Annotated in this window: 27 protein-coding genes and 1 other annotated feature; of the genes, 2 read left to right on the forward strand and 25 right to left on the reverse strand. The window is 35.7% G+C overall.

The features are described from left to right. Window positions 1–121 precede the first annotated feature (121 nt). From DES36_RS05240 to DES36_RS05340, 21 genes are all read right to left on the reverse strand, one after another. Window positions 122–331 (reverse strand): DUF3793 family protein, encoded by a 210-nt coding sequence (locus tag DES36_RS05240; protein ID WP_113920170.1) that lies wholly within the window; start codon window positions 329–331, stop codon window positions 122–124. Beyond that, window positions 286–720 (reverse strand): flavodoxin, encoded by a 435-nt coding sequence (locus DES36_RS05245; RefSeq protein WP_113920171.1) that lies wholly within the window; start codon window positions 718–720, stop codon window positions 286–288. Before DES36_RS05245 ends, DES36_RS05240 begins: the two co-directional genes overlap by 46 nt. Before the next feature lie 289 nt (window positions 721–1009). After that, window positions 1010–2509 (reverse strand): carbon starvation CstA family protein, encoded by a 1500-nt coding sequence (locus DES36_RS05250; RefSeq protein WP_113920172.1) that lies wholly within the window; start codon window positions 2507–2509, stop codon window positions 1010–1012. Window positions 2510–2668: 159 nt separating this feature from the next. Continuing rightward, window positions 2669–3415: a LytR/AlgR family response regulator transcription factor gene (locus DES36_RS05255; protein ID WP_113920173.1), complete on the reverse strand. Its 747-nt coding sequence runs from the start codon at window positions 3413–3415 to the stop codon at window positions 2669–2671. Next, window positions 3412–5088: a sensor histidine kinase gene (locus DES36_RS05260; RefSeq protein ID WP_113920174.1), complete on the reverse strand. Its 1677-nt coding sequence runs from the start codon at window positions 5086–5088 to the stop codon at window positions 3412–3414. Before DES36_RS05260 ends, DES36_RS05255 begins: the two co-directional genes overlap by 4 nt. A gap of 323 nt (window positions 5089–5411) precedes the next feature. After that, entirely contained in the window at window positions 5412–5951 is a 540-nt protein-coding gene (locus DES36_RS05265) for a LemA family protein (protein WP_242981703.1), read from the reverse strand. Window positions 5952–5984: 33 nt separating this feature from the next. Further along, window positions 5985–6956 (reverse strand): DUF3137 domain-containing protein, encoded by a 972-nt coding sequence (locus DES36_RS05270; RefSeq protein WP_113920176.1) that lies wholly within the window; start codon window positions 6954–6956, stop codon window positions 5985–5987. A gap of 13 nt (window positions 6957–6969) precedes the next feature. Then, on the reverse strand, window positions 6970–8148 hold the full coding sequence (locus DES36_RS05275) for a DUF3137 domain-containing protein (RefSeq protein ID WP_113920177.1): 1179 nt from the start codon (window positions 8146–8148) through the stop codon (window positions 6970–6972). A 60-nt stretch (window positions 8149–8208) separates the two neighbouring features. Beyond that, window positions 8209–8793: a hypothetical protein gene (locus DES36_RS05280; RefSeq protein WP_146953609.1), complete on the reverse strand. Its 585-nt coding sequence runs from the start codon at window positions 8791–8793 to the stop codon at window positions 8209–8211. 147 nt (window positions 8794–8940) lie between these two features. Further along, on the reverse strand, window positions 8941–9126 hold the full coding sequence (locus DES36_RS05285) for a hypothetical protein (RefSeq protein WP_113920179.1): 186 nt from the start codon (window positions 9124–9126) through the stop codon (window positions 8941–8943). Window positions 9127–9164: 38 nt separating this feature from the next. Next, window positions 9165–10067, reverse strand: coding sequence for a hypothetical protein (locus DES36_RS05290; protein ID WP_113920180.1), 903 nt, complete (start codon window positions 10065–10067; stop codon window positions 9165–9167). A gap of 214 nt (window positions 10068–10281) precedes the next feature. Beyond that, window positions 10282–11694: a group II intron reverse transcriptase/maturase gene (ltrA, locus tag DES36_RS05295; RefSeq protein ID WP_113920181.1), complete on the reverse strand. Its 1413-nt coding sequence runs from the start codon at window positions 11692–11694 to the stop codon at window positions 10282–10284. A 497-nt stretch (window positions 11695–12191) separates the two neighbouring features. Next, entirely contained in the window at window positions 12192–12407 is a 216-nt protein-coding gene (locus tag DES36_RS05300) for a response regulator transcription factor (protein WP_170128184.1), read from the reverse strand. Between the two features lie 124 nt (window positions 12408–12531). After that, entirely contained in the window at window positions 12532–13140 is a 609-nt protein-coding gene (locus DES36_RS15030) for an AAA family ATPase (protein WP_187387059.1), read from the reverse strand. A gap of 364 nt (window positions 13141–13504) precedes the next feature. Continuing rightward, a complete protein-coding gene (locus tag DES36_RS05310) occupies window positions 13505–14734 on the reverse strand; it encodes a phenylacetate--CoA ligase family protein (protein WP_113920183.1) in 1230 nt (409 codons plus the stop codon). A 154-nt stretch (window positions 14735–14888) separates the two neighbouring features. Next, window positions 14889–15114: a binding site (T-box leader), on the reverse strand. Window positions 15115–15367: 253 nt separating this feature from the next. Next, window positions 15368–15910, reverse strand: coding sequence for a DUF2812 domain-containing protein (locus tag DES36_RS05315; protein WP_113920184.1), 543 nt, complete (start codon window positions 15908–15910; stop codon window positions 15368–15370). Then, window positions 15891–16226: a PadR family transcriptional regulator gene (locus tag DES36_RS05320; protein ID WP_113920185.1), complete on the reverse strand. Its 336-nt coding sequence runs from the start codon at window positions 16224–16226 to the stop codon at window positions 15891–15893. The genes DES36_RS05315 and DES36_RS05320 overlap by 20 nt, the downstream gene beginning before the upstream one ends. 382 nt (window positions 16227–16608) lie before the next feature. Further along, window positions 16609–17205, reverse strand: a complete 597-nt coding sequence (locus tag DES36_RS05325) for a cysteine hydrolase family protein (RefSeq protein WP_113920186.1) — start codon at window positions 17203–17205, stop codon at window positions 16609–16611. 396 nt (window positions 17206–17601) lie between these two features. Beyond that, window positions 17602–18162 carry a GNAT family N-acetyltransferase gene (locus DES36_RS05330; protein ID WP_113920187.1) on the reverse strand — a complete coding sequence of 187 codons (561 nt, stop codon included), beginning with the start codon at window positions 18160–18162 and terminating at the stop codon, window positions 17602–17604. Between the two features lie 95 nt (window positions 18163–18257). Continuing rightward, window positions 18258–20024, reverse strand: a complete 1767-nt coding sequence (locus DES36_RS05335) for a DUF262 domain-containing protein (RefSeq protein WP_113920188.1) — start codon at window positions 20022–20024, stop codon at window positions 18258–18260. Window positions 20025–20038: 14 nt separating this feature from the next. Next, entirely contained in the window at window positions 20039–20797 is a 759-nt protein-coding gene (locus DES36_RS05340) for a transposase (protein WP_113920189.1), read from the reverse strand. Between the two features lie 309 nt (window positions 20798–21106). Here DES36_RS05340 and DES36_RS05345 point away from each other — a divergent pair, with 309 nt between their 5' ends. Continuing rightward, window positions 21107–21469, forward strand: a complete 363-nt coding sequence (locus DES36_RS05345; RefSeq protein ID WP_113920190.1) for a DUF1413 domain-containing protein — start codon at window positions 21107–21109, stop codon at window positions 21467–21469. Continuing rightward, window positions 21462–21662: a hypothetical protein gene (locus DES36_RS05350; RefSeq protein WP_113920191.1), complete on the forward strand. Its 201-nt coding sequence runs from the start codon at window positions 21462–21464 to the stop codon at window positions 21660–21662. Before DES36_RS05345 ends, DES36_RS05350 begins: the two co-directional genes overlap by 8 nt. 51 nt (window positions 21663–21713) lie before the next feature. On the opposite strand, the gene DES36_RS05355 is transcribed toward DES36_RS05350, so the two are convergent. From DES36_RS05355 to DES36_RS05370, 4 genes are all read right to left on the reverse strand, one after another. After that, window positions 21714–22130: a DEAD/DEAH box helicase gene (locus tag DES36_RS05355; RefSeq protein WP_341457122.1), complete on the reverse strand. Its 417-nt coding sequence runs from the start codon at window positions 22128–22130 to the stop codon at window positions 21714–21716. Between the two features lie 15 nt (window positions 22131–22145). Continuing rightward, window positions 22146–22964, reverse strand: coding sequence for a carbon-nitrogen hydrolase family protein (locus DES36_RS05360; RefSeq protein ID WP_113920193.1), 819 nt, complete (start codon window positions 22962–22964; stop codon window positions 22146–22148). Between the two features lie 202 nt (window positions 22965–23166). Next, on the reverse strand, window positions 23167–23568 hold the full coding sequence (locus DES36_RS05365) for a molybdenum cofactor biosynthesis protein MoaE (RefSeq protein WP_113920194.1): 402 nt from the start codon (window positions 23566–23568) through the stop codon (window positions 23167–23169). A gap of 353 nt (window positions 23569–23921) precedes the next feature. Beyond that, window positions 23922–24269 (reverse strand): zinc ribbon domain-containing protein YjdM, encoded by a 348-nt coding sequence (locus tag DES36_RS05370; protein WP_113920195.1) that lies wholly within the window; start codon window positions 24267–24269, stop codon window positions 23922–23924. Window positions 24270–24318 lie beyond the last annotated feature (49 nt).

The raw sequence follows: 24318 nt of genomic DNA on the forward strand, positions 1-24318 counted from the left end.
CTTATGGATAGATGCGCTCATCTACATGTTCACTATTGCCCCAGTCACCTCTCTTCTGAAAATAATCTTGCTATGCTTTGGTGGAATCTGACTCGAGTGGAAGCTACATTCGATTTTTTCCTTATGCTGCACGGTACTTTTCTATAACTTGCTGTATCACTAATCTCCTCGCACAATCGAAGCTTTCAAATTGTTTCTGGGCATTATCAGGGTCATGATAAACTTTCCAATATCTACATAGAAGACAGTTTTTACCTTGATGCTTGATAAATCCACAGACATCGTCTACTTTTTTACCACTTCCGCAAGGCGCATTGCTAATTCTTTGCACTGGAGTAAGCCTTCTTCTGTAGGTTCTTCATGGACAATTAACCCTTCGTCAATTAAATGGACTCCTAGATTTTTCATTCTTTCTTGCCAGTCTTCCATCCACTCGCCATCTCCCCAGCCGTATGATCCGAATAATATCACAGGTTTTCCTTTTAAATCTTCTGACTCTAGTTCACAAATAAAAGGTTCCATGACTTCTTCTTCAAGTTCCTCAGCACCCATAGAAGGGCAACCAAGTGCCACGCCATCTGCCTGAAGAACATGGTCAACTGTGGCTTGTTCTACACTTATCAATTCTACCTGTACATCCCCTAACCCTTCCTCCATTGCCTTTGCCATTAACTCTGTATTCCCTGTACCGCTCCAATATATAATACTAATTTTTTTCATTTAAACACCTCCAACAATATTTTGATATTGATAATCATTATCGTTAATATAATACTACTAAACCCTCATTAATTTGTCAATACGAAAAACACTAATAATAATCTTTTAGCCCTCATATTAATATTCAACATATGAGAGCAATGATTTTTTCGACATTATATGCCAATTGCTTTACTTTTAGGAAGCCCTGAATGCCTAGTCCAAAAGCAATTAAAATCCACAAATGGCAAACCGACTCTCATTGCTAGATCATAAGTCTAACTCATTAGAGTCGGTTTATTTGATATTATTATAGATTTAATTTTCCCAAATTATTAGTAGCTCTTTTTTTGCCAGCTTTCATAACAACCCAGCCATAAATAATTGCAATGATTGCGCCTAGAATGAGGGAAAGGCTATAGCTATTTGGATCTAATCCGAATAGATATCCAATTCTAGATTCTAATCCAAATCCAATAGGCTCATGCAAGATATAACTTACAACAACCATACAGTAGAATACTCCTGGCAATAATGAAATCCAGTAATTTTTGTTTTTACCTGCCAAGTATATTGCAATCATAGCCAGAGCAAATACTGCAATAAGTTGGTTCGTAAAACCAAAGTATCTCCATAGAAGGCTAAATCCTCCAGGACTTGATTTGGAATATACTAATATTACAGCTGCAATTGCAAAGATAATTACTGAAATGCCCATTCTGTTTTTATTTGTAGATTGATCAATGTTAAAGGTTTCTGCTAAGGTAAGTCGTAGAGACCTGAAGGCGGTATCTCCTGAAGTAATGGGTAGTACAATTACTCCAAGAATTGCAAACAAAGCTCCTATGTTTCCTAGAAAATGCCTAGAAATCATACCTACCATTAATGTAGCATTCGTATCCACAGCCGTACCTAGATTAAATAGTACCATTGCGCCTGCCGCCCATACCATGGCAATAAATCCTTCTACTAACATCATGTTAAAAAAGGTACTTCTTCCTTCTCGCTCATCGGTAACCGTTCTACTAATTAGTGTTGATTGAGTAGAGTGGAACCCTGACATAATTCCACAGGCTACAGTTATAAAAAACACAGGGAAAAAGGATAATTCACTAGGATGTTGACCAAAAATATTAGTAGATAAAGATAAATTTGTTAAGTTTACTCCTCCATCTAACAAAACGCCTCCAAAGATTCCAAGGGCAGATAAAACAAGTATTGCACCAAATATAGGATATACTTTCCCAATGATCTTATCTATTGGAAAAACAATAGAAGCTATATAATAAGCAAAAATTGCTGCATATACAATCCAAAGTACTGGATTGTCAATAGTTGGCTGTTGACCTAAAATATCTGATACAATCAAATCCCCCGGAGTATATATGAATACTGTTCCTACTAAAAGTAATAATATCCAAACTACTACATTATAAATCTTATAGGTTTTTTCACCTAAATACTTTCTAATCATTTTAGGCATTTGATCGCCACCATTTCTCATAGAAAGCATTCCAACAAAATAATCATGCATAGATCCAGCAATTACACATCCAATAGGGATGGTTATAAATGCAATCGGTCCAAACAAAACACCTTGAATAGGTCCTAAAATAGGTCCTGTTCCTGCTATATTTAAAAGTTCAATTAATCCGTTTTTCCATTTACTCATACCGACATAGTCAATACCATCGGCTTTTTCAATTGCAGGTGTTGTTCTGTCATCTGGTCCAAATACTTTTTCACAGTATTTTCCATAGAAATAACCACCAACTATTAAAATAATAAGTCCAATTATGAATGTAGTCATGGTAATCCTCCTTTTTAATAAATAGTTTAAAATAAATCAATAATTACCTTACAGGTTCATATTATAGCTTTTCATTCTAAAAAGGATAAAAAGATCACCAAATGACAAAAAACAGACCCAAAGTGTCTGTTTTTTGTCATTAAGCACATTAAATTTTTCTCAAATTCCTAATATGTTTTTAAAAGCCTTTACATTATTTCTGCTAATGGGCACTTCACCATCATAACCATCTAATAGTGCCATATATGAACCATTAAACCATGGTGAAATTTCTTTAATTTTATTAAGATTGACTAAAAAACTGCGATGAGTTCTAAAAAAACCCTTATCACTAAGTTTTTTCTCTAATTCTTGGATAGAATAATTTGAATGGAAAGTTTCTTCTTTGGTTTTTATATAAATATTTCTATCCTCTGTATAAATAACTATAATACTCTTTATGTCAATGAGTAGTATTTTGTCTTCTTTTAATACCGATAGTTTATTAAGGGCAACAGCTTTTTTAACTAGTTTAGAAGGCTCTGTTTCAGTATTTTCGTCTTGAATTAGATTCTTTGCTTTATTTACTGCCTTTAAAACCCTTTGCTCTTCAAAAGGTTTTAATATATAGTCAATGGCCTCTACATCAAAGGCTTCCAAAGCGTATTTGTCATAGGCCGTACTAAAAATAATCTTACATTTTATATCTAATTTATTTATTTCTTTACTAAGTTCAAGCCCAGTCATATCTGGCATTTGAATGTCTAAGAAAACCAAATCTGGTTTTAGGTCCTTTATAAGCTTTAATCCTTCTATTCCATTGTAAGCCCTACCAATAATCTCTATATCCGTAGCTTTTGAAAGTAGGAAGGATAATTCTTCAATAGATAAATACTCATCATCAATTAAAATAGTTCTTATGCTCAATTTAAGCTACCCGCCTTTGGAATATTTATTAACACTTTTGTGCCTATATTTTCACTGCTTTGGATTTTTAATCCATAATCATCTCCATAAATAGATTTTAATCTTGTGTCTATATTTTTAAGAGCAATACCATGACCAATTGGCTCTTGTGAATCCGGATTAAATCCTACCCCATCATCTTCTATCTTTATAATATAATTCTTTTTATCCTCATTAATAATGATAGAAATAGTTCCACCATCTTTTTTTGTATATATACCATGCTTTACTGCATTTTCCACTAAGGGTTGTAGTATAAGATGAGGGATTTTAAAATTATAGTCATTTATACTGTATTCAACATTTAGTCTTTCGCCAAATCTTGCCTTTTCAATTTCTAAATAAGCTTCAATATGCTTTAATTCACTGCTTATATCTATCATATCATCCTTTTCTCTAAAATTTTCCCTTAGAAATGTACTTAGATTAATTAATAGTTTCCTTGCTGTATCTGGATCGATTCGAACCATCGACACAATAGTATTTAGGGCATTGAAGAGAAAATGTGGATTAATTTGAGCCTGCAAAGCCTTTAATTCAGCTTTTGCTAAAAGTTGTGCGTTATAATCAACTTCTGCAAGTTCTATTTGGGTTGAGAAAAGACGAGCGAGACCTTCCGCTAATTTTACATCAATACTTGTAATTGTATTTTTTTCAGTTTTGTATATTTTTAATACTCCTATCACTTTAGATTTTTTCATTAGAGGAGTAATAACAGCAGAATTAAGTCGGCAAGTTTTATTTGAACAACCAACTTCATCCTTATTTTCTACGATAATAGATTTCTTCGCCTTTAATACCGCTTTTGTTGAAGATGTTTGCACGATTTCACCAGGCAAATGATGATCGGATCCAATGCCAACATGGGCAAGAATTTCTTCTCCTTTTGTAATAGCAACCGCATCTACTTTTGCCATAGAATGTATAATCTTACAAGTAGCTAATGCCGTTTCTTTATTTATCCCATTTCTTAAATAGGGAAGAGTTTTTTCTGTAATCTTTAACGCTAACTCTGATTGAATGGCAGCTTTTCTTTCTTGTTCTTTAAAAATGTTATTTATTAATAATAAAAATAGCATAACTCCTATAGAATTCATTAGGGTCATAGGAACAAAAATCGTTTTTACTAAAGAAACTGCTGCTAAATAGGGTTTTGCAATGATAATGATAATACCCATTTGTATGACTTCTGCTATTATAGTCAGAAAAAATCCTAATACCCATATTTTTTCAAATCTATTTTTATATTTATATCCTATGCTTCCAATAATACCTGCAACAATTGTAGATATCATACAGGCAAATGCCGTAAATCCACCAATATCAATAACCCATCTATGAAAACCTGCAATAAGTCCAGCACTAATACCTACAAAAGGGCCTCCTAATAAACCAGCTACCATAATACCGATTACCCTAGAATTGGCAATCGCCCCTTCTATAGGAAATCCATAATAAGTACCAAAAATTCCAAAGAGACTAAATATGATCGCTAAAAACATTTTGTTCACAAACGTATTTTGCCGATTTAATATTATATTTTTAAAGGGAGTGGTATTTGATAATAAAAATGTAATAAGAAACATTAAAGATATATTATTGATAAGATTTATTGTAATTGGTAAGTTTTCCATAATATCACCTCTGTTATTGTCTCTTTTGGATATCTTTTAATATGGTTTCGTTCTATTTTATGGCCCTTAGGGCGTTACTCCTCAACTTCTTTCTGTTATATCTTATCATATATCCCACCATAAATTAATAAGGTATCATTTTAGTTTTTAAAATGATACCCTATTAATTAAGGATACCCATGCCCACATTCAGCTTGATCCAAAGATTTACAGCTAGATAGTATTTTACTTTTAAGTATCTGTCGCCATTGGCACATAAAAAATCTTATTACATAAAAATGGCGGCCTTTATGGTCGCCATTTTTATGTTCTGTTTTTAACTATTAAAGATCGATCTTTACATCCATCTGCTTGATTTCATCTGCCTCAAAAAACTCCCTTGGCGTGTAGTGAGCTACGTTTGCAATGATACTATCGGGAAATACTAGCATTTTTTGATTAAATGCAGATACGTTCATATTATATACTCGACGTGCGGCCTGCAAATGGTCTTCTGCATCCATAATCGCTGCCTGAAGCTGCTTAAAGTTCTCGGATGAACGAAGCTCGGGGTAGTTTTCTGCAACTAAGTTGATCCGGTGAGCCACCTCATCCATAGAGTGATTGGCTTCATTTTTCTCCGCCATGCTCATTCCAGCGCGAAGCTTAATCACTTTCTCAAAAGTTTCAGTCTCGTGTTTAGCGTACGCCCTTACAACATCCATGGTTTTGGTCAGCGTATCATAACGCTTTGTGAGTGCCACGTCAATCCCTGAACTCGATTCGCTGATCTTTACCAAAAGAATCTTGAAGCGGTTTGACATACTTATAATCCATATAACAACAATAACAGCAACTACTAAAATTCCAATTAAAAATGGCATATTCATTCCTCATTTCTTTTTTTGATACCTACCTCACGAAAAAAGTTGCTCGTTATGAAACAGTTCATCCAAAATATCTGTAAAATATGTAATCTCATTTTGAATTCGAAGCCTTAATGCTTGAATATCCTTGATTTCAGAACCTTTCTTAATTTCGAAGAAATCCTTGCCGCTATGTACAGCAATATGAACCCATTCCCCTCTAAAACAAAGCAATGTCTGGCCACCAGACTTCTTATCCACAGATAAAATACGCTCCATAAAGTGGGGAGTCAATACATAGAAAGTGTAATGAACGTCGTTGGTAAGGATTTGAAACTGTTCATTAAAGGCATGGTTTTCTGTCTCTACATCGCTTTTGACCCAAGTGTACTTTCCTACAATATTTTTAAAAAGGAGAGCCCGTTCTTTCTTTTCACGAATTCGCACTTCTGCTGGCAGGAATTTCTCTAATTTACAGGTCATCCATATCCCTTTAAAACTGGTTTCCTGCTCTTCTCTTTCCTCTCTTTTCCCTTCTTCATCTACCTCAATTTTTTTTGTAATTTTCGTAACATTTACATCACAAAGCTCAATTTGGTGCCCCTTATATTTTCCACTAATATAATCGTTGCCGACGAATTTGAAGTGGGTTTCAGTATCATAGCTATCCCCCCCCGAATCCCAGTCGTCAATGAGTCCGCTATCTCTAATCCGTGTCCTGTCAATACTCCCATAGGGATTGTAGATGCAGTCATCAAAAACCTCCTCTATTACCTCTTCCACAGTAGTAATCTTTGCGATCTGTTTTATTTTTTTATTTGCTCCCATGCTTTTCATTCCAAAGACAATGACCCCTAATAGGGCGAAAATAAATAGAATCACTTCTGCCATAAGCAAAAAAATAATCACAGCAATCAAACACAAAAGGGCAATAAGACCCATTCGCTTTTTTTTCGTTTTCAGGTCATAGAGTTTCGTCTTAAGCTCCCAATTGCTAGGCTGTTCAAAACTTTCACTTTTCATTCATCTACTCCTTTCAATCTCTGAAGTACAATATTTCCATTAAATCAACCATGATTTGAATTTCGTACTCTACACGCTCTCGTAGTTCTGAAAGAGTTGAATCCCCCACGATTGCTGCCTCAAAGGAGTCTCCCATTGCCACCGCCACATAAATCTTGTCATTTATGAATGACAGAGATATTGGAAAATTGATTTTTTCGCCGGCAAGCATGATGGCTTCGGTTACTTGTGGAGTCAGAATACGCAGCGCCCCAAGAGAATCTTTTGATACTACATGAAACTTTCTATTAAAAGCATCCAGCTCTGTTTGTATCCCTTTGCTAAATGGATACCCACTGCCAGACTTACTATAAACCATAACAGGCTCATTTGAAATAGCGTCATAATCGAATATCATAAGCCGTCCACGAAATACCGTTCTGTATCTCGTTACGGTTTGGGTATTTCCATCGTCATCTGTATAGGTAGCTTCGTACTCTTCTTCAAGATGAACATCTGATTGGATAAAGCGTTTGTTTTGACAACTGGCAGAAAGATAATCGTTGCCATTATATCTGTCATAGGAGGTGAACAACTGGCTCTCCTCTATGTTGCTTTCATCAATTTTTTCATTAGGGCGAAAGTCCACCTGTTTAAAAACCTCTTCTAGTCTTTTCTTTACAATCTCATCTTTAAATGAATCTCTATAACGACTCGACGCTTTTAATACCAAAATCCCTATCTTGAAAAAAACAATTATTGCGACGATAACATATATTACTACCAATCCAGTTTCCGCATAAACGTGCACAGCGATACCAATCAGCACTGCCACCCCGATCGCGAGGAAATATAAAAAACTTGCTATTTGCACTTTAATCCTCGCCCTATCAAGTTCCAAAAATTCGGTGGAACCTGTGGCTTCGGATTCTTTGAGGCTCTTATGTTGCTTTCTTCCGCTGCTCACCCCACCAACAACTGCGCCAATCAGCACCGAGACCACCATTATGACTAATAAAATTGGTGCAAAAAAAACACCAAACATTATTACTGAAATGATTAGGCCGCCTATGCCATCGTCGATAGCAAATCCCCCAAAATTATAATAGAATATAAGTGCCATTAATAGTGCGGCAGCAGCAAAACCGATACGGAGCCATTTTACCCAGGAATACCGAGATTCAAAACCCATGATTTTTCTTATGAACTTCATCCTTTTTTACCTCACACAATTTATATATTTTTTCTTACCTTAAACATATTGCCACAACTTCTACTCTTCATCGCTCTGGCTGCTAGCATGAGCAAAGTAGAAGGGACTGCCTTCATATGACATATCGGTAGGGAAAAGTTTTACGGGATATAATTCCTCAAATTCTAGTTCTTTCCCGCCGTCCATGGTATAGTAAGTGTCTATTTCTTCGAAGTTTTCACGAAGAGTTCGATACAGGCTATCCATCATAAACCAGCGCATGGAGTCCGCATCGTAAAAGAAAAACTCCTCTTTTTGTTCCCTGTCACCAAGGTTGGCAATCAATGTGCTCTCCTTTTTCCAATCTACCGTAATACCTTTTTGAGTTTGCGCCGTATCCGCTATAAAGTCAAGTCCAGTCAGCTCAGTCAAGCCTTCCAAAAGTGCTTCTGGAGTCAAATCCCCAGTATATTCCAGTTCGTATTCTTTAATATTTAAATCGGAATTTCCGCTGGAAAAATCTGCGCAAAGTACGGCAGTGTTTTCGGTTTGCTCCTGAGAGGACTGATTTAGATCCTTTTGGTTTTTGTACGTGGAATCGTCTTTACAGGCAGAAATAGATAGTGTCAATATGATGAATAAAAGTAATGAAAGATTTTTTTTCATGTCATCTATACTCCTTTCTAGATGAATCTCCTGATTGCATAATACCCCTTCATCCGTTGTAGTCAGCAATAAAACAACCTTCTTAAATTGCTCGAACTTTCTACTTTCAACTCGTATTTGCCTTTACTTCGCTGCTCTCTTCATACTTTAATCAATACTGTACAGGAGCAGTAGAGAAGCTGTTAAATACAACAGACCTCCCACAAGAATTACCATCAGTATGAGCCCCATTATTATCTGGTTTGTTTTTCCGATTTTCTTTCTAGTGAAAAACAATAACATTTCACTCGCCAAACAAACGAGAATTAGGAAAATAATCAGCCATAATGGCATGCTGCCCCTCCTGTTCTTTGCGCCTATGCAAAAAAAATTTATTCTATAAACTTGTATTGGCCACGCATATGAGCCCAATCCGAACTTTCAGGCGCAAAGAAATCGATGGCGCTGTAATCTTTATAGAGGCTAAAGGAAATTTCACCATATTCCGCCATATATTTATCATCTGGATATAAAGTCGCAGTTCCACTCATTACCGTACTACCATTTCGGAGCAAATAAATATCAAACCAAAAGCTACTGCCGTTGAATTTAGTAATCTCAATGGAAAACTCGTCTCCTACATACATGCCCCGCCAGTTGGGACCATATGGAATAAGGTCACCCTTTCCATCATCCTGGGAAAGGACATCACCACGACCGTCATCCTTCGAAGTATTGTCAGTGTGAGTGTTGTCCTTCGAAATAACGTCGCCAAGACCGTCATCTAGAATGGTATCACTGAAATCCTCATAAATGGATGCCGTTTTATTGCCGCTGTAGTCTACTGAAAACCGATATATCACCTGATAACCGTCACCCATAAGCCCACCTTCAGCGGTGCCAAGAGCAACACTATAAATGTAACATTCCCGTCCCATAGCAGAATCAATAATCATTAAATCGTCAAAAGAAATATAGAGGCACTCATCGGCGGAAATCCTATCTCCGCTGTAAAGCCCTGTTGAGGCCAACAGTTCATCTACCAGCCCTGCCCCTTCCCTTGGAGTAAGACCGTCGCCTGGATCGCCAGAAAGTTCGTAAAGCTCATAGTAGAAGACCCCTTGCCTAATTTCATCAGCCCCTTCCGGAATTTTGTAATCATCGAACACATCACCTCGCCCATCGGAAGACTCGTTTATATCTTGTTTATCTTTCTGCTCATCCCCCTTTGGTTTGCATGCACACAATGTAAACACCATAAAGACAACCATGCAAAATGCTATTACTTTCTTCATTATCAATACCCCCTTATCTTTTTCATAGATATTACCGATTCAATCTTCATCCACCAACGTTTAAGTCTCCTTTATGTCTATGCCTGTGTCCTCTTGTAAGCTTATTCATTTGTTCTCCGCAGTATGTTTTATATAATCGAGTAGGAGGTAGCTGATTATTTCAGCTACCAACCTCTCACACCACCGTACGTACGGTTCCGTATACGGCGGTTCTCTAGTTTTTACATATTTTCAGATAGTAGTCAGCCATGGATATATATCCGAGGCTGGCTATTACTTTATTTGTAAGTACACTATTTAGCATTATTGCTGACCGCCAAATTCCCTTACGACAGTTTGCCATTTCATGTACTTTCCATTCAGGCATACCAAACTTCTTAATCATTTGATATCTCGTCTTAATTTTCTTCCATTGTTTCCAGTATATAGCCCTTATCTTACGACGTAACCATTCATCTGTACTCCTTAGCAGTTGTTTCATGTCTGCCATACCAAAGTAATTTACCCATCCTCTTATAAATTGCGTCAATTTCAATGCTCTGTATTCATTTCCCCATCCATTACTTCTAGATGTTAATTCTTTCAATTTTGCCTTCATTTTCGCTATTGATTTCGGGTGTACCCTTAATCTACATTTTCCTTTATATCTATAGAAACTATAGCCAAGGTATCTCACTTTGCTGATATGTGCCACTTTCGTTTTCTCTCGGTTAACCTTTAGAAAGAGTTTTCCTTCGATATGTGGCATAATGTTTTCCAAGGTTCTGATTGCACTCTTTCTGCTTTTGCAGAAAATCATACAATCGTCCGCATAGCGCACAAATCTGTGCCCTCTGCGTTCTAGTTCCTTATCCAATTCATTCAGCATGATATTGCTAAGTAGTGGACTTAGTGGTCCGCCTTGGGGCATTCCAACGTTTGTCTTTTCAAACATCCCATTACTAACTACTCCCGCATTGAGATATTTGTGGATAAGCGATATAACTCTGCCATCCTTAATGGTACGTGATAACACTTCAACGAGTTTGCTTTGACACACTGTATCAAAGAACTTCTCTAAATCCATATCTACCACATATACATAACCATCATTAACATTCTGCTGGCACTGTTTCAATGCATCGTGTGCACCTCGTTTTGGTCGAAAACCATAACTGTTCTCCGAAAACTGTTTCTCATATATTGGGGAGAGTACCTGTGTAATTGCCTGTTGAAATACACGGTCAACTACTGTTGGTACACCAAGTTTTCGGGTTTCGCCTTTTGTTTCTTTGGGTATTTCTACCCTTCGGACTGGATTGGGTTTATACTTTCCATCCTTTAACTTTTGGACAAGTTTCTTTTGGTTATTTTTGAGGAACGTTAGAAGTTCATCCACGCTCATCCCATCAACACCGCCTGCTCCTTTGTTTGATTTCACTTTCTTATAAGCCTTATTAAGATTATCTGGTTGCAAAATCTGCTCCAACAGTTCGTCCGTCTGAAAATCTGTACTGATGTCGTTGTTTTCAGTAATCCTTGAATGAACGGACACTTCTGCATACTCTTTCTGTTCCGCAGATACCATTTGCAGATAGTCCTCAATATGAAGTTGTCTGTCCTTAATTTCATTCTTAGTTACATTCATTTACTCACATCTCCTAAAGTTCAGTCCTTCCCAACTCATTTGCAACTGAGTTGGTACTATGACCTCGGCTGACTTCTCATGATAAATCTTATTTCAACCATAACCCCAAATATTTTATTGCATTGGTTATGTCCATGAGACCTCCCCAGGTAAGAACACAATCTTCCTCTCCATCTATCTGCCACATATACTACAGTTCATTCCGAGTAGTTATTGGACTTCGACTTGTTACGCAGCCTCATCCTAAACTGTAGCCTGATGTGATTTCTGTTCGTCAGACCAGAGATTTGCCATCCGGCTTCCTTCAGATTCGCAATCGCTCACGACACCCCTGCCATTGGCTATGTCTTTCCCACTACTAGGGCAGACTAGGGACTTTAACCCATAAGATTGCGCCCATGCTGGGCACACATAAAAAACGCTATTTTACAATTTAAATTGTATAACAGCGTTTTGTCTTTGTATATTACCCACCGGGTAGTTTTAGGGTGAATATTTCATCTTTTCAAGTTATAATCATTTAATTGGACTCGTGAACGTATTCCAAGCTTCTTATAAATGCTCTTTAAATGGAATTTGACTGTAGCTTCCGAAACAAACATCATCTCGGCGATTTCTTTATTATTAAGCCCTTTTTGCGCCAGCAATGCAGTATCACACTCCCTTACGGTAAGCCTGGGCGTAAGGACTAGGGCATCTTTTATCAATTTCATGCCATTTGCTTGCCTGCGGCAAAGAGTAAGGACCTCATCCATGCATGCCTTATTTCCTGTTATTTGTACTGCCTGTTTTAGGAGTGGCAGGAGTTCCTCTTGTTCGGCAAAGGGCAGATATACCTTATCTGGTAGGGCCAGAAATAAAGCTTGACAAAGATTCTCCAGAGCCCTTTCCCTCCCCCCTTGCCGTAAAAAACAACGTATCCTTTCCAATGGTCAAGATTCTGCTGTTATAGGTGCTACCAGGAGCAGGCAAATCCAATTCCTGAGTAATGATCACTATATGGAGATTGGAGCTACCATTATAGGATAATGCGCTGATGATTTCTCTCTGAATATCACTTTGGATAAGCTGATAATTATCGATGACCAAAACAGTCGGAGCTTCGCATCGGCAACTCTTCAGCAACCGAGCAATATCTCCAAGGGTTTCTCTGGCAGGAGTCCCTAAATACTTCAACGCTTCGGCCGTTTCACTGTCAAACGGATAGAACGCATCATATATGTATTCCCATACCCGGGCAGGCGTTTCGCCTATGGCCGTATACCAGTATTCATTGACTGACTGAGGAATGTATTCTTTAAGATATTCTCTGACAGCGGTGGTTTTTCCAGCGCCCGAAGGTGCCTCTATTACTGTCAAAGGATAGTCTAGTATTTTCTCGAGTTCTTGGAGCAAGCGCCCCGACAAATAATAATCTTTAGTGTCTCTCCCATACACATCGTTCATATCACCACTCCTATTCCTAAATATTTCTCTCCGTTTACTGCATTGACTTTGTCTCATTATTATTCTTACACGGCGAAGGAACATTGAATATTTTTATAATGCAAAATATATTACCCATTTATTTCCACTCCTATTATATCGTACCATATTTTTATGTTAAAATTACAATATCTTCTTAGTTTATTGCCGGTTGATGTGATAAAGGTGGAACCTTTAGTCATAAGGGGCAATAAATCACCTAAACCTCTTATTTTAAGGGCAAATAAAGGTGACTGGATTGAAGTGACTTTGAATAAAATATGGAAAGAGATATACTACTAAATTAGCTAGTCTGTCTTTTATTTTAATTCGTATAATTAATTTTCTAATATCTATTATCAAAAATTCTGGTAGATTTCTTTTCACTCCGGGGTAGATCGCCAATACGAACTGCCTTTGGTATAATAGAAATCCCAATTCTAGACTTAAAATAATTTTTTAAATTATGTTCAAATTCTTTCTTTTCAATAGAAGGATTTGTTTCTACAAATAAAGTCATAATATCCCTTCCCTGTAAGTGATCAATCATGATTTGATACTCACTACTAGCTCCCTCCACTTCATAAAGCAAAGAGTCAATTTGCCCTGGATATATATTTACGCCCTTTACCTTTACCATGTCATCAGTACGACCAATTAATGTATCTATTCGAGGATATGTACAACCACATTCACATTGTCCAGGTATAAATCGTGTTAGATCATGGGTTCGATAGCGGATCAGTGGCGCACCTTCCTTATGCAAAGTAGTTATTACTAGTTCACCTATTTCTCCTTCCGGCAGCACTTCTCCTGTTCTCGGATTAATTATTTCAAAATATACATAATCATCCCAATAGTGCATACCCGATTCGTAATCGCAGCTCATGGCAACTCCAGGTCCGTAAATTTCTGTTAATCCATAAATGTCATACAGTTTCGCTCCCAGCTCTTCTGCAATGCGTTTGCGCATCTTTGTTCCCCATCGTTCAGATCCAATAATCGCCTTTCTCAAATGGATTTTATCTCTTATGCCTCGCTTTTCTATTTCTTCTGTTAGCAGTAATGCATAAGATGACGTGCCACATAAAACCGTACTCTTCATATCAATCATCATTTTTAATTGTTTTTCTGTATTTCCTGGCCCCATAGGAATTACCATTGCACCTAAGCTCTCAGCACCATTTTGGAATCCAATACCTGCAGTCCATAGTCCGTATCCCGGTGTTATATGTACACGATCTAGCTTTGTTAAGCCAGCTATTTCATAACAGCGTTTAAACATATCTGCCCAATCATCAATATCCTTTTGCGTATAAGGAATAATAATAGGAAGTCCTGTTGTTCCTGAAGAAGAGTGGATTCGAACAATTTCTTCATCAGATACTGCCTGAAGGCCTAGTGGATAAAGTTCTCTTAATTCATCCTTATTTGTAAATGGTATCTTTTCAAAATCCTTCTTATTTTTGATTCCATTTATATCGATGTACTGTAGTTTGTTTTGATAAAAGCTTCCATCAAGATTAGTCAGTTTTATCAATTGATCCTTAATTAAATTAAATTGTACTTCCTTCATTGCCGAACCTCCTCTAAACTTATTTGAGCAAAATATTTCTTTCACTTTCTACCTTCCGTTATTATATTTCCAACATAAAAGTAAGCAAAGAACAGTGAAATCATAAACAGAAGTAGAATTTTACACATAAAAAAATCCCAAGTATAACAAATATACTTGAGACGATTTACCCGCGGTACCACTCAATTTGACTAAGTCCACTTTATCATATACTAACATATATGCCACATGATTAACGGTTGTGGTTTCCGTCAACGCCTACTATTAGTTCGGGTTGCCCTCAAAAGTCCATTCAACTAAGGTCTTCATATCGCATTCCACCAAATCGCGACTCTCTATAATGTTAACTAAAGCCTACTCCTCTTTCTCAAAGGTTTATAAATAAATTATTATGTTTGATAATAATACATTATTTGGAATTTGTCAACAATAAATTTTTCTATAGCTTGTAGGTGTAAATACCACATCGTGTTTTTATAGTATGAAAGAACAAAACAAAATATCTATACCTTTATTATATTATTATATAAATCTACTGAATATTGCATTCCGCAAATGCCTAGTCCCGTAAATTCTTGAAACATGTCGCTTCTAGACTTTCACCTCAGAATTAACTTACTCAATCAGGATAGCTTACTCCCTAATAAGTTTCTCTTGCTCAAGTTTCTTAATTTTCTTTGCCCAGATAATACAGACATAGATGCAAACAACTCCGATAACAGCATTTAATAATCCAATAACAAGATTTGCAACATTTTTTGTAGATAACACCATGGTCATATTTGATATGCCACTGGGGATGTTTATTAACATTATTGCAATAAATAAAGTGAACAAACGCTTGTAATACTTTATTTTTGAGTCAATATCAGAAAAAAGTTCAAACTCACCATAAGCTTTATTTTTCCTCAAATAGACCCAACGAATATAACTTCCTATGCATTCAACACCTGTTTCCTCAAGAAACTGTAAATATTTTTTGCTTTCAGAGTGAAATGGTACATTTTCTAATAGCTCCAATCGATATACATATTCATCTGGATTTCCTTTAGTAAATACATATCGGAACACTTGGACAGAATCAAGTTGCCATCCTTCTGCAGACATTTTATTAATCCATTTTTCTTCCTTTTCAAAATTCCATGCCCAAAAAAGTTTATAAACTGTTCGTTTCATTATATCCACCTCCAATTATTGATTCACCATTCTTAAGAAGTTCTCGCAGTCTCTCAATTTCGTTTTGAACTACAGCTTTCCCTTTATCATTAATTTTGTACTCTTTTTTCCTAGAGTTTTTTTCTTCCGGCAAAGCTTCGATCCAATTTTTTTCAAGCAGCGTATTGATTGCGCCATATAATGTTCCAGCCGCTAGTTTTACCCTGCCATTACTCAAGTCCTCTGTATTCTGCATTATCCCATAACCGTGCATCGGTTCATAAAGTGAAAGAAGAATATAAAAGACAGCTTCTGTTAGTGCAATGTTGTTGCTCATACTAATCACCTCTATCGGTTATCGATATATCATGTTACGTTATATCGTCTTATGTTGCAATTATATCGTACGCCGATATATTAGTCAATAAAAATATTAAATCTCTACATAAACTTATAATATAATTTGGTAGGCATTTACTTCATTCTGCAAATACCCACCTTCTAATCGCTATCAAAAGCGGCTTAACTGTATGACACCAATAGAGTATAGAACTTATCTACAAGACAAAGCAGCATAAAAATATCTCCAACCATACAAATAGTTGGAGATATAACGACTTTTTTATTTTTTCACATGTCTACTTGACAAGGAGCAGTTCAAAAATTGACGCCCCAAATGTTTTCTCTCTTATACTCTTGTGTAATCCAATCTACTTTTTCTACTCAAACATATTATATACTTCTTGAACATTGACTACTTTACTTCTTCCAAATTTAAGCATTTCTAGCCCCATTTTCTTTCTTTCGGCATTAAAAGATGCTGTAGCTTCAATTGGGACTATACAATTATAATTTAGAGAAAAAGCATGGCTACAAGTTTCTAATACACAAACATCTGTTGCTGCTCCAACAATTACTAAATTCTTAATATTTTTATCTTTCAAGATTTCATCTAATTTAGTATTAAAAAATGCATTCCATCTATTTTTAACGATCAACTCTTCTCCATCTCTTGGTGCTAATGGAGGTATAATTTCAGCATCTTTCGTCCCTTTTACAAAATGATTGTATTTTTTGACATCAAATCTTTCACTCAACATCTTCCAATCACTAAAATCTTCCTCATATTCTGTTTTAATGTTAATAACTAACATTCCATTACTATTAAAATAATTTTTTAATTTGATTATAGGTGTAACCACATCTTCTTGCTTTGTCACATCAACATTTATCATCTTTACTAATGATCCATCAGGTGCTCCACCACCATACTGCATATCAACAACTAAAAGTGCAGTTTCTTCCTTAATTAACATATTTATTTCTCCTTAAAATTCATTTACTTTTGTATTATACTACTTATAATTTAATAAACAACCTATTTTTAACCCTTCTATATATGATGAGTATTGCATTTTACTAGACTGGTTGTAGAAACTTTTGAGCCACTCAATGCCAAGAATCAGACCAATAAATGCTAATCGATAGATTATCTAATAATTATATATTCATAACCTCTTGTATAATTAAAAGATTTCATGGGATCATAGGCAGTGTGAAAACGACCGATTCTATATCTCAAGTGTTGAAAAGATTTGGACAACAATAGGACGAGACCTTGATGTAGAAAGTCTCGCCCTTAAAGCCATATTTTTGATATTAAAATCCCGTCCGTACTGTTGTATTCTAATCTATGACAAACTCGAAATGCACTAATGATCTCTAGTTTTGTCTACTGTAGACATCCATTGTTCTTTGGTAATACAGGTAATATACTCCACTCTAATATCATTTAGTAAAGGCCATTCTTTATCCTTAATTGTGCATTGATATTTAAAACCACACTTCTCCTGTACCCTTTTTGATCTTTCATTTCCTTCAAAATAACCACACCATAGTTTCTTAAGATCAAGTTCATTAAATGCATAACCCATAAGTTCTCTAACTGCTTCTGTTATCAAGCCACGACCCCAAAATGGTACACCAATCCAGTAGCCTATTTCAGCCTCGTTACGATTTAAACTGATATTGCTATTTTCTCCGATCATCAACCCTATGCTACCTATTGCTTTGTCATCTTCTTTTAGGCATACAGCATAAGTTTCTGGCGCTGATAACACATTTTCAATAATTTCTCTGCTATTCTCAATACTTGTGTGAACAGGCCATCCAGCGATCGGTCCAACTTGTGGATCCTTTGCAAATTCATACAAATTATCTGCATCCTCTATACGCCAAGGACGTAAAATTAATCTTTCTGTTTCTAGTACCATTTCTTTCCTCCTCATTCAATATTGCATTAAAATTTTGAGTCTTTAAAAGTCACCGTCCCGATATGTCTTTATTCCGATTATTTATACCAGATTTTCTAAATAAATCCTTTTCGTTTCAACTCTTCAATTAGCTTTAATTCTTCTGCAGTTGGAACAGGCGACTCTTCTACTACTGGTTCATCGGAATGATTCAATCCCCATTCGTTTAACAACTGTATAAGCTCATCAGAAATCCGAATATCACGCTCGCGAATTTCCTCAAGCCCCCAATCTTTATATTGTTTAGAAAGGTTAAGTAATATTTGAACTTTGGATTTCTCGTAACTTTCTTGTTTCTTCTTGAAGTAGCCATTGCTTGCGATAATATTTAGCTTTTTCTCAAATGGAATCTTGTTTCCAATATGCTCAACTAATTCTTTTACCTCCTTATCTGAATTAGCTGGGAAATAACTAGATTGCCATTTTTGAGGTAGAATATGCTCTATTTCCCATTTTTCAGGTAACAACTCGTCCTGATGTTGGTAAGCGAGCATCTTCAAGATCATACGAACGGTGTTACGATGTGCAGTCTTGATTTTTTCTCTCAACTCCTGTTCATCAACCTCAGTAAAATCAAATTTTGGAGTTGGTGATTTAATAATTTCTGAGTTTAAGTTTAAAATTCCACGTTTGACTGCATTAATGGTTGGTGTAACAATATATCGTGCAGACAAAACTGCAAGTAGTTTTCTAATAAACTTCAAGAATAAATATTCAAAATCTTCAATAGTATAATACTTAAGGTAATAAATCACTACTGGATACTTCCAAAACTCATTTGGATACGATATCAATCCATCTAAAACTTGCTTGATCTCGATGTTTTTTGACCATTCTTCCCCCTCAATTTCGACTCTATTATTCACTACAAGCCAAAGGTTGAGTATTGTATCTAAATTTTTCATCACGTCTTTTTTATACAACTGTTCGAAATTATCTCTTGAATAGTACTTTCTTATTCCTGGCGTTGTAGTATTTCTATCATTCTCTAATGCTCTTAGATAGAACATATAGTAATAAAACAGTTTCTGAATACTTTCGTTGGCATTTGTAGCTTCTTCATCAAGTTGCTGCCAAAGTTCAATAAAATTGGCCTTACCCTCAACATCCAAATGATTATATATTTTTGCTTTAAAAATATCTGCATCAGATAAAGCTAATCCTCTATCATTTAGTGTTGAGAAAATAGTCAGAGCAGTATCCTGCGAGTCTGCAGTAATAGGCAAAAGAATTGCTTTATTTAAGACATTTCGTATAAACCAAAAAAACAACTCCGGCTCATTCGTCGCATATTTTTCAATTAACTCAGTAAACAATTGATAGTTCAGAGAGTACTTGTCCTTAGCACCATCTTCGACAATCCCCTTAATCAAAATATTTGCAAATGCTTTGTTTCCTTCGTCACCCATCACTTTAGAGATAATGAGTATCTTTTCATAGTCGACTTCAGCTGTTAACTCATCTTGCTCCCATAGTGCGGATTCAATCTGTGCCTTAAAGTTCTTCACTTCTTTCGTTTCAGTCATCGATTCAAGTTTAGAATAAAGGGCACGAAGTAACAAAAATAATGATGTTATACGTTGTTGACCATCTATGATTTCTTGACCACTATCATCATTCTCATAGGATACAACCGTACCAAGAAAATACGTGCTTTCATTATCATTAGCCGTATATTCAGTTAAATCATCAAAGAGCGTTTGGATTTGTTCATCAGACCAAGCGTACGGTCTTTGATACTCAGGAATAATAAACTTATGAACTTTTCCCGATTCTAACAACTGTTTGACACTTTGCTTATTAACTTCTATTGTTGTAGCCACATCTCAATCCTCCATTATATTCCAATTACTTTGCTTTTAGGTAGCCCTGTAATACTCATTATCTGACGATTTGTTAATCCCTTGGCTTTTAAGCTTTTAATAAGGACTATCCTCTGTTCTATAGTTATCTCTCCAATACTTTCTATTCCAAGCTTTTTCATATCATCATATATAATTTTTTCTGCTTCTATATCTGCTCTTCTTATATTACTTGCCGTTAAATAAACAATGCCTTTATCTTGTTTTTTTAGTTCTTCAATGAAATATTTCTTTGCCTTTTTTTGGTTTGTATCTAGCATATTTAGAAAAAACGCTGTATCTGTTATGGAGTTTTTTTCGATATACTCACGATAACTGCTCCATTTATAATCTTCAGCTTCCTCTACTACATTACATTTCACTGGATTGTTTAAGATGTACTTTAATACAGTAATATAATAAGTTTGAGTCTCTACACATTCACTTTTAAAACGATCCTGAAACAGATGGCCTACTCGGTGATGCCTATGATTAAACCATCCTCCGTAAATTCCACAGATTTTTTTCATGATTACACTAATGGATATTTCATTTTCTTTTAGGAGAAAATGGGCGTGATTTCCCATTAGGCAATAGGCATATAGTTCAAATTTTGTCTCACCTTTAGTCTTTTCAAAAATATCTAAGAACTTATTCTTATCTTCTTCATCATAAAAAATAGCATTCCGATTAATTCCTCTGATCATAATATGATATATCCCTGTTGAACTAACTTTTCGAGCTGCTCTTGGCATACTAAATCACCTCACCAAATTATATCATCTATAATAAAATTTATCCACATTTTAGGTGACATAAGTCACCGTCCCTATATGCCTACCTTCGCCTCTCATTTGGCCTAAAATCGGGAGAGGCTTGACGTTAAAAGTCTCGTCCCTGCTGAGTCTACCAACAAATGGTGAACAGATATATACAAGTGGTCGATGCTTTTTCCGGTGGAACTGAAATTTTTTTTAGAAAATTATTGCATGTTGGTACCAAACGTGATATCATACTTACAGGTTGGTACCTAACATGAAATTTTATTATAGGAGGATATTTATATGCCAGTTGTAAAATTGACACTAAGCGAAGAATACTACGAAAAACTAAGTGAAATGTCAAAGGCCAAGAATATGAGCATCCAAGATTTTATTCGAGACAAACTTTTTGATGAAGATACAATCTTTACACCAGAAGAAGCTGTACAGCGAGCACTTGATGGCAGATTTTCGGACGGACGTGAATTCTCTTTACCTGATGTCTATGGGGATGACTGGACAATCGAAAGAGGTCCTGCTGGAGTATTCGGTAAAAGATTCTATAATTACATCATGAATGGTGATACTAGAATTGAATTTGTGGATATGGACAAATACGGACGTAGAGCAATGTACAAAATAAAGGAGGCAAATAATAATGAGTAATATAATGATTAGGCGTACTATTAGAAAATACGTAAAAAAATTTGGTCCTCAAGATACGAGAACCGTCATTGACTATTTTTCAAAAGGATTGCGAACTACAAAGCAACGCATTTCAGGAAATCTAAGTTGCATGGCTTGTATCGATGGAACAATTACAATCATCAATAATAGACCACATAGTATTATGTATTAAGTATTAAGACTTGCAGCTGGCCTTCCGCCAGCTGTTTTTTTGTCCGAGACATTATCGTTTCCTTTTCTCATAAAAAATAGCACTCCGATTACTCCCTCTGATCATAATACGATAACTATATTGGTCACTTGTCTTAACCACCTGATAGAATAAATTTGGTCTGTCAAAGCCGATTATTGATTTTACGGGGTTTTGAAGTTCTATTAATTTTATTATTTCCTCTACTACTTCCTTTGTAGCGGTAGCTGTATACGCAGATGCGATAGGTCTATTTGAAAGGGTCTTTATAAATTCTGGAATTTCTTTGTAATAAGGCCGAAAATCAAGCCTCCATTGACTGATACAATGAGCTTCATCTATGGTCACCATAGAAATTTTGATGTCTCTGGCTAAGTTTTGAAATGAATAGGCATTTAGCCGTTCAAGGGCTACGTATACGATTTTATATATGCCCTCTTTTGTCCCTATTGTCTAATGACCTATTTATATCCTCTCTAACTTATATACATCTTCTCGCCTGCTCTTTATACTTGGTATTTGAGCTCTTATGCTAGCTATTAGACTTAGATCGATCTCTGCCGTGATCACGCATGGAATGTCGCTTGCTTTAGCTATTATATTACCCCAAGGGTCGATGATCATGGTTTTTCCATAGGAAGCAAATCTAGATTTGTTTCCTATTTGTGCTGGCGCAACTACATAGCAGGCATTTTCTATGGCTCGAGCCCTTAGAAGGGGTTCCCAGTGGTCTTTGCCTGTGTGCATTGTAAAATTAGCAGGCACGATAATCACTTGAGCGCCTTGTAGTGCCATAATCCGAAAGAGCTCCGGAAAGCGCATGTCATAGCAAATAGCAAAACCAAATGTGGCTAAATCTGTTTGAGCTGTCACTATCTCCTCTCCTGGCGTAAAATGATCGGACTCTCGGACTTTTGTTCCATCTTTTAGTTCAACATCAAACATATGAAGTTTACTATATTTTGCGATGATTTCTCCATTTGGGTTTATGAATACAGTCGTGTTAAAGGGCAGCTTCTCTCCATTACTCTCTGAGATACTACCACCATGTATCCATAGATTATATTTTTTAGCTAATTTGCATAATATGTTCGTCGTCCTTCCAGGAATCTCTTCCCCTTCGAGGTAATCCTTTCCAATATAGTTCATCATTTCTGGCAAAGCTACGATATCAGCTCTTTTACTTGCAGCTTGCGCAATGTAACGTTCCATGTCTTTTAAATTTTGCTCTTTATCATCTTGAGTATTTAGTTGTATTGCTGCCAATGTAAATTTGTTTTTCATGCCTGCCTCCACAATTTTTAATAGTAAATTACTTTGGATAAATGTGAATTCCAACAATCAACATGATTAATTCTCAAAATGAAGAATAAACATAACCATGATATTCATAAGCTTTTCTAAAAAAAGATTTCCATCTAAGGCAATAGTCGCCGTCAGATGGAAAATTTAACTGAGCCCCCATATATTAGTGCTGACTATCTAACTATTTGTATTCAATTTCAGTAACACATTCTGTCTTTATTTTATCCACTAAGAATTGAAGCGCATCTACAACATGTGGTCTAATATCCCCGCCTATCAAAACATACATAATATCATCTCCAACATTAAGAATACCCTTATTTAGCCATACTTTAATGTGAAAAATGCCTTCCATATTATATGCTTCAGCTATAGCTTTATCAACTTTTTCTGCATTATAACTAAATTCCATACCTTTTACTTTAGAACCGTCATCAATCCCTTGTCTTACCATAGCCTTTGGCGTTTGACGAACCACTCCATTATGTATTAAATACATTCCCTCCTGCAAAGCCTTTGTATCAGATTTGGCTTCTTTAAGCCATTGTTCTATAGACGGAATGTCTTTTCCTTTACTATCCATTTAGTACTCCTTCTACTGATATATATCAGAATTAATATATTTTTTCTCTATTTATTTTTACAAAGCAATAGGGGATACTTCTCAATTTTTTCATTCCTGTCTTATCTTATCATATCTTCAATAACAAATTACAATATTTTATGATATTTCAAAAATATTAATTGACAAACATGGAACAGCTTTCAAGGAATTATCAAACAAAAAATAGCTAGAGAGCCCCACTGATGGCTCTCAAAAATCATACAGGTGGCTCATTTGCACATAACCTTAATTATGGGAAACCCCTAAAGATTAAAAGGGCGAGACTTGAAACCTGACCCAAAAATTCACGTCCTTAATGGGTCGTACATGTGCTATGCCCTCTTTACAAATTCAGATTTTAATCTCATGTCACCAAACCCACTTATTTTACAGTCAATATCGTGACCATCACTAGAATCGTATATTAATTTTATACTTTTTACTTTTGTACCTTTCTTTATAGACGATGAACTCCCTTTTACTTTTAGATCCTTGATTACAATTACAGAGTCACCATCATTTAAAACATTTCCATTAACATCTTTTATTACTTCATGATTAGCGTTATGTGCCTGTTTTTGCAAGGTCCATTCGTAGGCACATTCAGGACAAACCATAATATTTCCATTTTCATAAGTGTATTTTGAATCACACTTTGGACAATTCGGTAAATCTGACATTATAGACACCTCCATTTATTATGTAACTATTATACTACCATATCTTACA

The sequence above is a fragment of the Alkalibaculum bacchi genome (assembly GCF_003317055.1).
GTDB classification, from domain to species: Bacteria; Bacillota; Clostridia; order Eubacteriales; family Alkalibacteraceae; genus Alkalibaculum; species Alkalibaculum bacchi.